General features: G+C 63.6%; 13 protein-coding genes. 11 read left to right on the top strand and 2 right to left on the bottom strand.

Annotated elements, in window-relative coordinates:
* Positions 1–14 precede the first annotated feature (14 nt).
* Both NH396_RS14375 and NH396_RS14370 read left to right on the top strand, forming a co-directional pair.
* Positions 15–173, top strand: a complete 159-nt coding sequence (locus tag NH396_RS14375; RefSeq protein WP_253064592.1) for a hypothetical protein — start codon at positions 15–17, stop codon at positions 171–173.
* Positions 112–462 carry a GNAT family N-acetyltransferase gene (locus NH396_RS14370; protein WP_366071736.1) on the top strand — a complete coding sequence of 117 codons (351 nt, stop codon included), beginning with the start codon at positions 112–114 and terminating at the stop codon, positions 460–462. The genes NH396_RS14375 and NH396_RS14370 overlap by 62 nt, the downstream gene beginning before the upstream one ends.
* A gap of 115 nt (positions 463–577) precedes the next feature.
* Here the strand turns inward: NH396_RS14370 and NH396_RS14365 are convergent, their stop codons facing one another.
* Both NH396_RS14365 and nadC read right to left on the bottom strand, forming a co-directional pair.
* Positions 578–1,237 (bottom strand): class I SAM-dependent methyltransferase, encoded by a 660-nt coding sequence (locus tag NH396_RS14365; protein ID WP_253064588.1) that lies wholly within the window; start codon positions 1,235–1,237, stop codon positions 578–580.
* Positions 1,238–1,347: 110 nt separating this feature from the next.
* Complete coding sequence (nadC, locus tag NH396_RS14360) at positions 1,348–2,211, bottom strand: carboxylating nicotinate-nucleotide diphosphorylase (protein ID WP_176677938.1); 864 nt, start codon at positions 2,209–2,211, stop codon at positions 1,348–1,350.
* A 171-nt stretch (positions 2,212–2,382) separates the two neighbouring features.
* Between nadC and ampD the strand changes: the two genes are divergently transcribed.
* The 9 genes from ampD (at position 2,383) to NH396_RS14315 (ending at position 13,524) form a co-directional block, all read left to right on the top strand.
* The gene (ampD, locus tag NH396_RS14355; protein ID WP_253064586.1) at positions 2,383–2,994 is read left to right on the top strand and encodes a 1,6-anhydro-N-acetylmuramyl-L-alanine amidase AmpD; all 612 of its coding nucleotides are present in this window, start codon (positions 2,383–2,385) and stop codon (positions 2,992–2,994) included.
* A gap of 448 nt (positions 2,995–3,442) precedes the next feature.
* Entirely contained in the window at positions 3,443–6,118 is a 2,676-nt protein-coding gene (gene aceE / locus NH396_RS14350; protein WP_253064584.1) for a pyruvate dehydrogenase (acetyl-transferring), homodimeric type, read from the top strand.
* Positions 6,119–6,223: 105 nt separating this feature from the next.
* A complete protein-coding gene (gene aceF, locus NH396_RS14345) occupies positions 6,224–8,254 on the top strand; it encodes a pyruvate dehydrogenase complex dihydrolipoyllysine-residue acetyltransferase (protein ID WP_253064582.1) in 2,031 nt (676 codons plus the stop codon).
* A gap of 270 nt (positions 8,255–8,524) precedes the next feature.
* Positions 8,525–8,788 carry a hypothetical protein gene (locus NH396_RS14340; protein WP_253064581.1) on the top strand — a complete coding sequence of 88 codons (264 nt, stop codon included), beginning with the start codon at positions 8,525–8,527 and terminating at the stop codon, positions 8,786–8,788.
* Positions 8,722–9,285 carry a TerC family protein gene (locus NH396_RS14335; protein WP_253064580.1) on the top strand — a complete coding sequence of 188 codons (564 nt, stop codon included), beginning with the start codon at positions 8,722–8,724 and terminating at the stop codon, positions 9,283–9,285. Before NH396_RS14340 ends, NH396_RS14335 begins: the two co-directional genes overlap by 67 nt.
* A gap of 554 nt (positions 9,286–9,839) precedes the next feature.
* The gene (adk, locus tag NH396_RS14330; RefSeq protein ID WP_131432716.1) at positions 9,840–10,496 is read left to right on the top strand and encodes an adenylate kinase; all 657 of its coding nucleotides are present in this window, start codon (positions 9,840–9,842) and stop codon (positions 10,494–10,496) included.
* Positions 10,497–10,785: 289 nt separating this feature from the next.
* The gene (tsaB, locus tag NH396_RS14325) at positions 10,786–11,481 is read left to right on the top strand and encodes a tRNA (adenosine(37)-N6)-threonylcarbamoyltransferase complex dimerization subunit type 1 TsaB (RefSeq protein WP_253064579.1); all 696 of its coding nucleotides are present in this window, start codon (positions 10,786–10,788) and stop codon (positions 11,479–11,481) included.
* Positions 11,482–11,687: 206 nt separating this feature from the next.
* A complete protein-coding gene (locus NH396_RS14320; protein ID WP_253064578.1) occupies positions 11,688–12,506 on the top strand; it encodes an undecaprenyl-diphosphate phosphatase in 819 nt (272 codons plus the stop codon).
* Between the two features lie 319 nt (positions 12,507–12,825).
* The gene (locus tag NH396_RS14315; RefSeq protein WP_253064616.1) at positions 12,826–13,524 is read left to right on the top strand and encodes a class I SAM-dependent methyltransferase; all 699 of its coding nucleotides are present in this window, start codon (positions 12,826–12,828) and stop codon (positions 13,522–13,524) included.
* Positions 13,525–13,630: the final 106 nt, after the last annotated feature.

Genomic DNA, 13,630 nt, shown 5'->3' with positions numbered 1-13,630 from the left:
AGGAGGACGAACGATTGCACAGCCAGACCGATAGCCGTGAAGTGGCCAGGGAGCGTGTTCATATCGTGGCGGCGCAGCCGGAGCATGCCGCGGATCAGGCCGAGGTGTTCTATCAGGCCGTCATGCAGGGCCGCTCGTCAGCATCGCTTCGAGGTGCTGGTGGCGGAGCGTGATGGTCGCTGTATCGGCTTCTGCGAGTACGCCCCCGAATGGCCGCTGGCACGCATCGAGATGCTTTACGTCTACCCGAGTCTGATGGGGCAGGGCATCGGCAGCCAGTTGCTGGCGGCGGCCGAGCGCGACCTGCGCGAGCGCAAGGTGCGCGTGATGAGCCTGGATGCCAGTCTGACGCTGTCACCGGGCCTGGCCCGCCGTGGCTGGCAGAGTCTGGGGCTTGAGCACGTCAAGCGCGATGGCGTATGCCTCAAGCGCGAGCGCTTCGAGAAACGTCTCGATCAGTGAGCGTCGCCTCTTATGGAGGTGGACTTCAGACATGCCCCCGCCGGGGCTCCGGCGGGGGCATGTGTCTTGATGGGGGGGATGTGTCTTGATCGGGGCCACATGGCCGGTCGATGCCTCAGCGCTTGCACAGATGCATGTGGCGCAGTACGCCACCGGGGCCGAGGTCACGATCCTCGAGTCGCTGCAGTGCATGGCCTTCCAGCAGACCATCCAGCGGCACATTGAGGTTGGTGGCTACCAGCTGTGCCAGCGGGTTGAGCAGGCGCCGCAGCCGCCCGGCCGGGCGCTTGCCGCGCAGGCCCTTGTCGAGCAGTGACAGCTCGCCATCACTGGCCAGCACGCGCAGCGCTTCATCGAAGGCGCGCTGGGGTCGGGGTACCACGGCGATGATCAGGTGGGCGATGACGACATCGAAATAGCCATCGGGGAATTCGAGCGCCATGGCGTCGCCCGGCTTGACGTTGGCATCGAAGCCCAGCGTCTCGGCACGCTCGCGACAGCGGCGCAGCATGGCGGGGGAGGCGTCGATCACCTCGAGTTCGATGTCACGGGGCAGGAAGGGCAGGTCGAGCCCGGTGCCGCCGCCGAGCAGCAGCACGCGGGTGCCCGCCTGGATATCGAGAGTCGCGATGGCCTCGCGCCGCGCGGAGCGCAGGATACGGGCGGCCACACGGTCATAGATCGGCGCGTAGAGACTCCAGCGGCGCGTCTGCCAGCCGCCGCCTGATGCCCTGGGGACTTCAGGCGGATGCTGATGAGGAGATGGCGGGGACATGGGGCGCCTCCCTGGCGGCATGGCAATGTGTCGTGACAGAGGGGCCGGCGTCAGCGGCGACCTCTGCAGGACAGGAGCTGGCCAGCAGGAAGGCATTCACCTGTCGTTGGCTAGCGGGTCTCGACAGTGTAGATGCGCATCGACAGGTCGATGGAGGTCACGTCCTTGGTCAGCGCGCCGATCGAGATGCAATCCACTCCGGTGGCCGCGATGCCCGGCAAGGTGACCTCACTGACGTTGCCCGAGGCTTCCAGCACGGCTGGCTTGGCATGCGCCTTGTTGCGCGCCACGGCCTCGATGAGCTGATCGTTGTCGAAGTTGTCGAGCATGATGACGTCGGCGCCGGCATCCAGTGCCTGGGCCAGCTCCTCGAAGTTCTCGACTTCCACTTCACAGGTGACGTCGGAGGCGATGTCGCGTGCCTCACGCACTGCCGCCGCGATGCCGCCACAGGCAGCGATATGGTTTTCCTTGATCAGGAAGGCGTCATAGAGGCCGATGCGATGATTGTGGCCACCGCCGCAGCTGACGGCGTACTTCTGGGCGACCCGCATGCCCGGCAGGGTCTTGCGGGTATCGAGCAGGCGCACGCCAGTGCCCTCGACTAGCGAGGTGTAGTGGTTGGCGCGGGTCGCGGTGCCGGAGAGCGTCTGCAGCAGGTTGAGCGCTGCACGCTCGCCGGTCAGCAGCGAGCGGGCTGGGCCTTCCAGCTCCAGGAAGGGCGCGTCGGCCTCGAGGCGATCGCCATCGCTGGCCAGCCACTTGAGGCTGACGCGCGGGTCGAGACGACGAAACAGCTCGTCGACCCAAGCCACACCGCACAGGATGGCCGGCTCGCGGCTGATCACGCGTGCCTTGGCCCACTGGCGCTCCGGAATCAATTCGGCGGTGATATCGCCACCGCCGACATCCTCGGCGAGCAGGCGGGCGGCGCTGGTACGGATATCCTCGGCGAGGGCGTCGTGGAAGTTCATGCGCGTCTGATCCTTGTACGAAGAGTGCTGCCGGAGCCGGGGTCTGTGCGTGTGCCGGGGCAGTGGCACAGACCCGTGGCTGCCGAGCATGCCATAATGTGCGCCATTATAGGAAAAGCCACGCGAGCGGTCAGTCCCCGCGTGCGATGACCTTCCCGTCTGGAGTCTTCGATGCCCCCCTTGTCCTCTTCCCCGCGCTCGGGTCACCTGACGCGTCTGGCGGTCACCCCTGAGCACTGGCTGGAGAGCGCCCGTCAGGTACCGTCTCCCAATCACAATGCGCGTCCCGAAGGAGAAATCTCGGCGCTGGTGCTGCACTCCATCAGCCTGCCGCCCGGCCGCTTTGGCGGGCCGGCCATCGAGCAGCTGTTCACCAATCAGCTCGATCCCGGTGCCCATCCCTATTTTGCCGATATCCATCAGCTGCGCGTCTCGGCCCATGTGCTGATCCAGCGCGACGGTCGACTGGTGCAGTTCGTACCCTTCGATCGTCGGGCCTGGCACGCCGGTCGCTCGCGCTGGCATGACGGTCAGCGTGAACGTGTCGAGCTCAATGACTTCACCATCGGCATCGAGCTCGAAGGCGATGAGGTGCATCCCTATCGCGATGTCCAGTACCGCACCCTGGCACGCACCGTGGCCGGCCTGATGGCGAGCTATCCCGCGCTGACACGCGAGCGCATCACCTCGCATGCGCGGATTGCGCCGTTGCGCAAGACGGATCCAGGTCCAGCCTTCGATTGGGCTTACTTCGATCGCCTGCTCGGCGGCATTCAGGACTAAGGTCGCAGGCGCCTCGCGATGGTGCGTTGCAGCATCATGCGGCGTCGCCGAGCAGGAAACGCCCAGTGGCGGGCCGCGTTGGTAGTTTTACTACATCATGGCTGTCGAGGTCGGCTCAGTCTGGCGCATGAGTCCCGACCGCAAGGCGCATGAGGCCAGTGCTGCCGCGGGGCAGCCAAGCGTTGCACCTGCCCGATGAGTCTTGCTGCCCTGAATTGGCACGCGGGGGTGTTTGCGGTATCTTTCACGCCAAATGACTGCATCTTGTGCCCTGCTTTGGCGCAGGATGCGCGTCGAGATTGACGGCCGGCAAGACCCGGTCATGACAGGTCTATCGGAGATGCGACCCACCCAGAAGGTCGTGCCCACACTGAAGAGCGCCACTGGTTTCGATATCGCTGTTCGTCGAAACGTCTGACAAAAAATTTCTTCACTCGGAGAGACGTCTATGAGTCTGGAGGCAAGAGAAGATCTCGATCCGATCGAAACCACGGAATGGTTGGACTCCCTGGAATCGGTTCTGGATCGTGAGGGTGAGGATCGTGCCCAGTACCTGATGACACGCCTGGCCGACCGCCTGCGTCGTGATGGCCATCAGGTGCCCTTCTCGGTGACCACGCCCCATCGCAACAGTATCCCCGTGCACCGCGAAGCGCGCATGCCGGGCGACCTGTTCATGGAGCGTCGTATCCGTTCGCTTATCCGTTACAACGCCATCGCTCAGGTGATCCGCAACAACCGTGCCCACAAGGGCCTGGGCGGTCACATCTCGAGCTTCATGTCCAGTGCGACGCTTTACGACGTAGGTTTCAACCACTTCTTCCGTGCACCGGAAGGAGATTTCGAGGGCGATCTGCTCTACATCCAGGGCCACGTGGCGCCGGGCATCTACGCCCGTTCCTTCCTGGAAGGTCGTCTCAGCCAGGAGCAGATGGACAGCTTCCGTCAGGAAGTCGACGGCAATGGCCTGTCTTCCTACCCGCACCCGTGGCTGATGCCGGATTACTGGCAGTTCCCGACCGTCTCCATGGGTCTGGGCCCGATCCAGGCGATCTACCAGGCGCACGTCATGAAGTACCTCAACTCGCGTGAGTTGAAGTCCATGTACGACCGCAAGGTGTGGTGCTTCATGGGTGACGGCGAGTGTGACGAGCCGGAATCCCTGGGTGCCATCTCGCTGGCGGGTCGCGAGAACCTCGACAACCTGATCTTCGTCATCAACTGCAACCTGCAGCGTCTTGACGGTCCGGTGCGCGGCAACGGCCGCATCATGGACGAGCTGGAAGGCGTCTTCCGTGGTGCCGACTGGAACGTGCTCAAGGTCACCTGGGGTCGCTTCTGGGATCCGCTCTTCGAGCAGGACAAGAAAGGCATCCTGCAGAAGCGCATGGACGAGGCGGTCGACGGCGACTACCAGAACTACAAGGCCAATGGCGGCGCTTACACCCGTGAGCACTTCTTCGGCAAGTATCCGGAGACGGCCGAACTGGTCAAGGACATGTCAGATGACGACATCTGGCGTCTGAACCGCGGTGGCCACGATCCGTACAAGGTCTATGCGGCGTACCACGAGGCGGTCAACAACGCCAATGGTCGTCCGACCGTCATCCTGGCGCACACCGTCAAGGGTTACGGCATGGGCATGGGCGATGGCGAAGCCGCCAACGAAGCCCACCAGGTCAAGACCATGGAGCACGAAGCGCTGAAGAAATTCCGCGACCGCTTCGGCATCCCGCTGACCGACGAGCAGCTCGAGGAAGTGCCGTACTACAAGCCGGCGGATGACAGCCCGGAAATGAAGTACATGCACCTCATGCGCGAACGTCTGAACGGCTACCTGCCGCAGCGTCGCACCGAGTATGAAACGCTGGAAATCCCGCCGCTGGACGACAAGATCTTCGCGTCCCAGCTCAAGGGCTCCAACGGCCGCGAAGTGTCCACCACCATGGCCTTCGTGCGCGTGCTCAACGGTCTGGTCAAGCACAAGACCCTCGGCGAGCGTGTCGTGCCGATCATTCCTGACGAAGCGCGTACCTTCGGCATGGAAGGCATGTTCCGTCAGCTGGGTATCTATACCGCGGCAGGCCAGAAGTACGAGCCGGTCGACAAGGGCCAGATCATGTATTACCGCGAGGACCAGAAGGGTCAGGTCCTCGAGGAAGGCATCTCCGAGGCAGGCGCCATGTCTGCGTGGGTGGCGGCGGCAACGTCCTATGCCAACCACAACCTGCCGCTGATGCCGTTCTACGTCTACTACTCGATGTTCGGTTTCCAGCGCATCGGTGATCTGGCGTGGGCCGCAGGTGACCTGCAGGCACGTGGCTTCCTGGTCGGCGGTACTGCCGGTCGTACCACCCTGAACGGTGAAGGTCTGCAGCACCAGGATGGCCACAGCCATATCCTGGCCTCGACCATCCCGAACTGCCGTACCTATGACCCGACCTACGCTCACGAAGTGGCGGTGATCGTGCAGGACGGCATGAAGCGCATGTTCGAGCAGCACGAGCCGGTCTTCTACTACCTGGCGGTGATGAACGAGAACTACGAGCAGCCGGAACTCGAGACGGTGCCCGCAGAGGACATCATCAAGGGGATGTACCTGCTCAAGGAAGGTGGCAAGGACGGCAAGGCACGCGTTCAGCTGCTGGGTTCCGGCACCATCCTGCGTGAAGTCGAGGCAGCCGCCGAGATGCTCAAGCAGGACTACGGTGTCGATGCCGACATCTGGAGCGTCACCAGCTTCAACGAGCTGCGTCGTGAAGCGCTGGAACTGGATCGCCAGGCCTTCCTCAAGCCGGAAGAGACTCCGGCCAAGCCGCACGTCACCCAGTGTCTGGAAGGTCGTGACGGCCCGGTCGTGGCTGCCACCGACTACATGAAGCTGTTCGCTGACCAGGTTCGCGCCTGGGTCCCGACTGACTATCACGTGCTCGGTACCGACGGTTTCGGTCGTTCCGATACCCGCGAGAAGCTGCGTCACTTCTTCGAAGTCGACCGCAACTTCGTCACCGTCCAGGCCCTGAAGGCGCTGGCGGATCGTGGTGAGATCGACCGCAAGGTGGTCGCGGAAGCGATCAAGACCTACGGCATCGACCCCAACAAGCCGAATCCGCTGAACGTCTGAGCGGAGATCGCGGAACAGGCGAGCGGCACTCCCTCCTCGACATCATGATGATGCGCAGGTGATTCGGGTGTCGCTCCCCGTGCACGTTTTGGAAGGAGCACGATCTTGAGCAGCGAAATCATCAAGGTTCCCGACATTGGCGGTAGTTCCGATGTCGAGATCATCGAGATAGCGGTGGCGGTGGGAGATGTCATCTCCGCCGAAGACACCATGATCACTCTTGAGTCCGACAAGGCCAGCATGGATGTGCCGGCACCGAAGGGCGGCAAGGTGGTGAAGATTCTCGTCAAGGAAGGCGACACCGTCTCCGAAGGCGACGATATCCTGGAGCTGGAAGCCGAAGGCGGTGGTGACACCTCCTCTGACGCTTCTGACGAGCAGCAAGCGCCGAAGGAAGAGGCTCCCAAGCAGGAAGCCTCTGAGCAAGCGCCGAAGGAAGACGCTTCTGCACCGAAGGCCGCTTCCGGTGGCACCCAGACCGTCGACATCGTCGTGCCGGACCTGGGCGACTCCGAAGCCGTGCCGATCATCGAGATGGCCGTCTCCGAAGGCGACGAAGTCGACGCCGAAGATGCGCTGATCACGCTGGAATCCGACAAGGCCAGCATGGACGTCCCGAGCCCGCACAAGGGCAAGATCGTCAAGCTGACCGTCAAGGAGGGCGACAGTGTCTCCTCCGGTGATGTCATCGGTCAGATGGAAATCGCCGGTGAAGGCGGTGACAGCGCGTCTGATTCTGCGCCGGCCGAGCAGGCCTCTTCTTCCGAGTCCGCCTCTGAGGATGCGTCTTCCGAGGCACCGGCTGCTGAAGAAGCGCCGGCCTCCGGTGAGCCGGAGCGCAAGGAAGTGCGTGTCCCGGATCTGTCCGGCAGCGACAGCGTGCCGATCATCGAGATGGCCGTGGCCGTCGGTGACGAGGTCAACGAGGAAGACGCCCTGATCACGCTCGAGTCCGACAAGGCGACCATGGACATCCCGAGCCCCTACAAGGGCAAGGTGGTGGAGCTTTCCGTCAAGGAAGGTGACACCGTCTCCGAGGGTGACCTGATCGGTTACATCGAGGTCGCGGGTGCCGCGCCTGCGCCGAAGGCTGCCAAGTCCGAAGCGCCGGCTGCGCCCAAGGCGGAAAAGAGCGAGCAGAAGCCGGCTCCGACACCGGCCGGTGCGCCGAGTCCGGAAGCCCAGATGGCCGCTCACAAGCCGAGCAAGGGTGCCAAGGTCCACGCAGGGCCGGCGGTTCGCCTGCTGGCACGTGAGTTCGGTGTCGACCTGGCGGATGTCTCCGGCAGCGGTCCGAAGGGCCGTGTGGTGAAGGAAGATGTCCAGGCCTACGTCAAGCAGATGATGCAGAAGGCCAAGTCCGCACCGGCAGCCCCTGCCGCGCAGGCCACCGGCGGTGCCGGTATCCCGCAGGTGCCGGATCAGGACTTCAGCCAGTTCGGTGAGATCGAAGAGAAGAAGATGGGCCGCCTGATGAAGGCCGGTGCCACCAATCTGCATCGCAGCTGGCTCAACGTCCCGCACGTGACCCAGTTCGATGAAGCCGATATCACCGAGCTCGAGGCCTTCCGCAAGTCCATGAAGGCCGAGGCGGAAGCGGCAGGTGCCAAGCTCACGCCGCTGCCGTTCATGATCAAGGCGGCGGCTCACGCGCTGGCCAAGTATCCGCAGTTCAACGTCAGCCTCAAGGCCGACGGCGAGACCCTGGTGCACAAGAAGTACGTGCACATCGGTATCGCGGTGGACACGCCGGACGGCCTGATGGTGCCGGTGATCCGCAATGCGGATCAGAAGAGCCTGCTGGAGCTGGCCAAGGAGTCCGTGGAACTAGCCAAGAAGGCGCAGACCAAGAAGCTCAAGCGCGAAGAGATGACCGGTGGTTGCTTCACCATCTCGAGCCTTGGCTCCATTGGCGGTACTGCCTTCACCCCGATCGTCAACACGCCGGAAGTCGCCATCCTGGGCGTCTCCAAGGCGCAGATGAAGCCGGTGTGGGACGGCGCTGCCTTCCAGCCGCGTCTGATGATGCCGCTGTCACTGTCCTACGATCACCGTGCGGTGAACGGGGCGGATGCAGCACGCTTCACGGCGTATCTGGCTCAGGTGCTGACCGACGTGCGTCGCATGCTGCTCTGATGATGCCTGTGGTATGAAGCGCGGGTGCCGTGACCTTCCTGGAAGGTTTCGGCATCCGTCGCTGACAGGCCTGGCTGACAGGTCTGGCTGAAATAACGGCCTCCTTCGGGAGGCCGTTTTTTTGTGCATGTCCGTTGGCGTGGCAGGGCGGCGACCGCTGTTGCTGCTCTGCACAACATGCGATGCTTCACGCCAACCTGCCGCGATCTGCCGCAGCGTGCTGGCACCACCCGGGAAGGCCGGTTCTCGCAACACACAAGGAGCAAGACAATGGAATGGTTGATGGACCCTTCGGCATGGGTGGCTCTGGCGACCCTGACCGCGCTTGAGATCGTGCTGGGCATCGACAACATCATCTTCCTGTCGATTCTGGTCGCGCGGCTGCCTGAGTCCCAGCGTCAGCGCGGGCGCATGATCGGCCTGGGCCTGGCGATGGGCATGCGCATCGTGCTGTTGATGTCGCTGTCGTGGCTGATGTCGCTGACTGCCCCCTGTTCAGCGTGGCCGACTTCAGCTTCTCGGGACGTGATCTGATTCTGATCTTCGGGGGCCTGTTCCTGCTCGGCAAGAGCACCCACGAGATCCACGCCAACCTGGAAGGCGAAGACCCCGCCGAAGAGGGCGCGAAGAAGGGCAGCGCCAGCTTCATGGCGATCATGGTCCAGATCGCCTTGATCGATATCGTCTTCTCGCTGGATTCGGTGATCACGGCGGTGGGCATGGTCGATCACCTGATGGTGATGGTCATCGCCATCGTCATCTCGGTGGGCATCATGATGGTGGCTGCCAAGCCCATCGGCGATTTCGTTGATCGTCACCCGACCATCAAGATGCTGGCGCTGTCCTTCCTGATCATGGTCGGCATGATGCTGATGGTCGAAGGCTTCGGTGTTCACGTGCCCAAGGGCTACATCTACGTGGCGATGGCCTTCTCGCTGGCGGTGGAAATGCTCAACATCCGTCTGCGCAGCAAGCGCGCCAAGGCCGTGCGCCTGCGTCGCAGCAGCCAGGCGGAAGACGTGACCGAGTGAGACATTGGCACACCAACGACTGACATGACTCAGCCTGATCACGCCATGGCAACCGAGCAAGGTGGCCCGGCGTGAGTGGAAAGACGCCCTCTGCGACCGCGTGCCGCAGGGGGCGTTTTCGTGTCATGACAGCCGTGTATGGCAGGTCGGCAACCGGCGAGGAGGGCGACAGGCCCTCCTGCGCGCCAAGACAGTGCCAAAGGGCGGCATACGCGCCTTTGGTGTGCTTGTGCCGGCGTCGTGTGAACGGTATCGTCAGCTCTACATTGCATGGCGATGACATAATGAGATCATCCGTGCGCGCCGTCGTTTCGCGCAGCATATATTGATCCGCTGCCCATATTCATCCTGGTCATCGATACGCTCGATGCGTTCGGCCCTCATGAGGTAGTCGAGCGTCTCGACGCCGCGAGTTTCGCCGCTTCACCTCGATCATGTCGACGACCAGAGCGCCTTGGATGGCTATCTGCCGCCGAGGGCAAGGTGCACCAGCGCCAGATGACCCTTTACACCCGTTTGATGCTTTTCATTTGCACACTCAAGGAGCAGTACCGATGCGTTTGATCCTGTTGGGCGCCCCCGGCGCCGGCAAGGGCACCCAGGCCCAGTTCATCTGCGAGCGTTTCAACATCCCGCAGATCTCTACCGGAGATATGCTGCGCGCCGCGGTCAAGGCCGGCAGCGAGCTGGGACTCAAGGTCAAGGAGATCATGAATACCGGCGGACTGGTGTCCGACGAGATCATCATCGCCCTGGTCAAGGAGCGCATCAGCCAGCCCGATTGCGAGAATGGCTTCCTGTTCGACGGCTTCCCGCGCACCATTCCGCAGGCTGACGCCATGAAGGAAGCGGGCGTGAAGCTGGACCACGTGGTCGAGATCGCCGTCGCTGACGAAGAGATCGTCAAGCGTCTGTCCGGTCGTCGTGTGCACCCGGACTCCGGTCGTGTCTACCACATCGAGTACAACCCGCCGCGCGAAGAAGGTAAGGACGACGTCACCGGCGAAGCCCTGATCCAGCGTGAAGACGACCGCGAAGCCACCGTGCGCAATCGTCTGTCCGTCTATCACGAGCAGACGGAACCGCTGGTCGAGTACTACTCCAGCTGGTCTGCCACTGGCGATGCCCAGGCACCGGCCTACCACCGCATCGAAGGCGTCGGCTCCGTCGACGACATTCGTGCCCAGCTGGTCAGCGCGCTGGAGCACTGATTGCCCGGCACGCCTCAGGTGGCTCAGCTGGAACAGCTCGGATCGCGCTGGTGAAGCCGGCCGCCTGACGAGAAACGCCCGTAGACATTGTCTGCGGGCGTTTTTTGTTCTTCGCATACTGGCGCGAATCAGGAATGAGGCGTTGCGGCAGGCCGCTCGACGGCGTTGGAGCGGGGGTTGCAGCAGGAGTGACGCCCGCGGCCGACACCAGCCGTGGACAGCCTGCGTCTTTTGCTGCCCGCGGGGGACGGGTAGAATCGCGTCACATTTTTCTGACGACGAACCGCCCATGACCACGCTTCTGGCCATCGATGCATCCTCTTCCGCCTGTTCCGTTGCCCTGTGGCAAGACGGCATTGTTACTGCCGAGCGCTGTGAGGCTCCCCGTCAGCACACCAAGCGCATGATGCCGATGATCGAGACGCTGCTGAGTGCCGCCGATCTGACCCTCAATGACCTCGATGCCCTGGCCTATGGCCACGGACCGGGTTCGTTCACCGGATTGCGCATCGCCGCCGGCACCATCCAGGGGCTAGCCTTCGGTCTCGATGTGCCGGTGATCGGCGTCTCGACGCTGGCGGCCCTGTCACTGCAGGCCCACCGCCTGCATCACGCGCGTTTCGTGCTGCCGATGCTGGATGCACGCATGGGCGAGCTCTACACCGGCGCCTATCGCGTCGTGACGCGCGCTGACGGCGAGATCGCGGTCGAGCAGGTGCTACCCGAGCAGGTCTGCGCGCCGGGCCTGCTGGAGCTGCCTGCGGCGCTGCGTGAGCATGACTGGCTTGCAGTCGGTTCGGGGCTGGTGATGCACGACGAGCTGCCCCAGAGCGTGCGTGCCAGCCTGGCATTGCAACTGCCCGAGCCGCAACCGGATGCCGAGGCCATGGTGATGCTGGCCGCCCAGGCGTATGCGCGCGGTGAAGCGGTGTCGGCGGTCGAGGCCCAGCCGGTCTATCTGCGCAACGAGGTGGCATGGCGCTGATGGCGCCAGGGATCGCCATCTCGTTGCGTCATCGTTGGGTTCAGCCAAGGCTGACATAAGGTTCGCGCATCATCATGTTGCGCCCGACACTCGCGGCGCGGCTTGACGCAAAGCGTTGTTATGTCACTACGGCACGTGCAGTGCCACAGACGATGTCTGTCGTCCGTGTGGGCCACTGAGGCCCGTCTCTCTTAAAAGGATGTTTCATGGAACTCATGCATGTGGTGGCGTTGGCCGTCATTCAAGGTCTGACGGAATTTCTGCCGATTTCCTCCTCCGCCCACCTGATTCTGCCCTCCCAGGTGTTCGGCTGGCCGGACCAGGGGCTGGCGTTTGATGTCGCGGTACACGTCGGTACCTTGTTGGCCGTGGTGATGGCCTTTCGCAAGGATGTCGCCAATATTCTCGCTGGCTGGTTTGGCCAGTTCAGTGGCGGCGGCACGCTGGCGGCGCGCCAGACCGAAGACAGCCGTCTGGGCTGGGCAGTGCTGCTGGCGACGCTGCCGGCCGTGGTCTTCGGCGGCCTGCTGGGCGATGTGGTGGAAACGGCCGGGCGCTCGATCGCGGTGATCGGTACCACCACCATCGTCTTCGGTCTGCTGCTGTGGTGGGCGGACGTCAAGGGCGCACGCACGCGTGACCTGGCGACGCTGACGCTCAAGGGGGCGCTGATCATCGGCCTGTTCCAGGCACTGGCCCTGATTCCCGGTACCTCGCGTTCGGGCATCACCATCACCGCCGCGCTGCTGCTGGGCTTCGAGCGTCAGAGCGCCGCGCGCTTCTCCTTCCTGCTGTCGATTCCGCTGATCGTCGCGGCCGGCCTGCTCAAGGGTCTGGAGCTGATCGAGACCGGCAGTGAGGCGCAGCTGTTCGATGTCGCTCTCGGCGTGGTGCTGTCCTTCGTCTCCGCGCTGGTGTGCATCAAGCTGTTCCTCAAGGCCATCGACAGCATCGGCATGCTGCCCTTCGTCATCTACCGTCTGCTGCTGGGCATGATGCTGTTCGGCATGCTGGCGTTCCTGTAAGCCCTGCCATTGCTGTAAGCCCTGCCATTGCTGTAAGCCATGCGCGCGATGACGTAAGCTTGCCCCCTGACGGCGCCGCTCTTGTGGCGCCGTCGGCGTTTGTCAGCCTGATCGCATGCCATGCGAGTTTCCCTTTTCCTGCGTTCACCGTTTCTCATAGAGCCCATCCATGCTGCCACCCGAAGACTCTCTCGCTGCCCATGATGCAGCCGACGATGCCGCTCCCGTGATCGCCATTGCCCGTTCACGGCTGCAGACGCGCCCGGAACTCGCCATGCTGGCGGCACATTTCGGTATCGCACTGCGGGAAGATGACGAGATGCCGGCGCTCAAACTTGAGGTGGTGCTGGACGAGCAGGGCGCGCCGCGGCTGGTGATCGCCGGAGACGAGCGCGAATACGGCAAGCCGCTGTGCGTCGATTTCGTCGCCGGTCGTGCCGATCATCGCCGTCGTTTCGGCGGGGGGCGCAATCAGCTGATCGCACGCGCCTGTGGCCTGAACCGAGGCGCACTGCCGAGCATCGTCGATGCCACCGCAGGGCTCGGGCGTGATGCCTTCGTGCTGGCGAGTCTCGGGGCACCGGTATTGATGATCGAGCGCGTGGCGGCCACGGCGGCGATTCTGGTCGATGGGCTGACCCGGGCACAGGGCTGTGCGGATGACGAGATTCGCGACATCGCGCTGCGCATGCAGGCGCTGCACGGTGATGCCACGCGGGAGCTCGGGGAGCTGGTGACGCAGTGGGATCAGCCGCCTCAGGTGGTGCATCTCGACCCGATGTACCCGCACCGTGACAAGTCGGCCCTGGTCAAGAAGGAGATGCGCGTCTTCCGCGCCCTGGCCGGTGATGATGCGGATGCCCCGGCGCTGCTCGAGGCGGCGCTGGAGGTCGCGACGCATCGAGTGGTGGTCAAGCGGCCACGCAAGGCCGAACCGATCGGCGGGCTCGCGCCGAGTCATGTGGTGGAGGAGAAGACCAGCCGCTACGACGTCTATGTGAAGCAGGCGCTGCGCTGACGCCTGACGATAGCATCAGCGATGTAACAGTCTCCGCCAAACGCAAAAGCCCCCGCTCGCGATCTGATCGCGGCGGGGGCTTTTGTGCCAGGGGCCTCGGCCCATC

The sequence above is a fragment of the Cobetia sp. Dlab-2-AX genome, assembly GCF_024124625.1.
In the GTDB taxonomy this organism is placed as follows: domain Bacteria; phylum Pseudomonadota; class Gammaproteobacteria; order Pseudomonadales; family Halomonadaceae; genus Cobetia.
The sequence above is the reverse complement of the archived record's forward strand: the minus strand, read 5'-3'. Positions and strand labels throughout refer to the sequence as shown.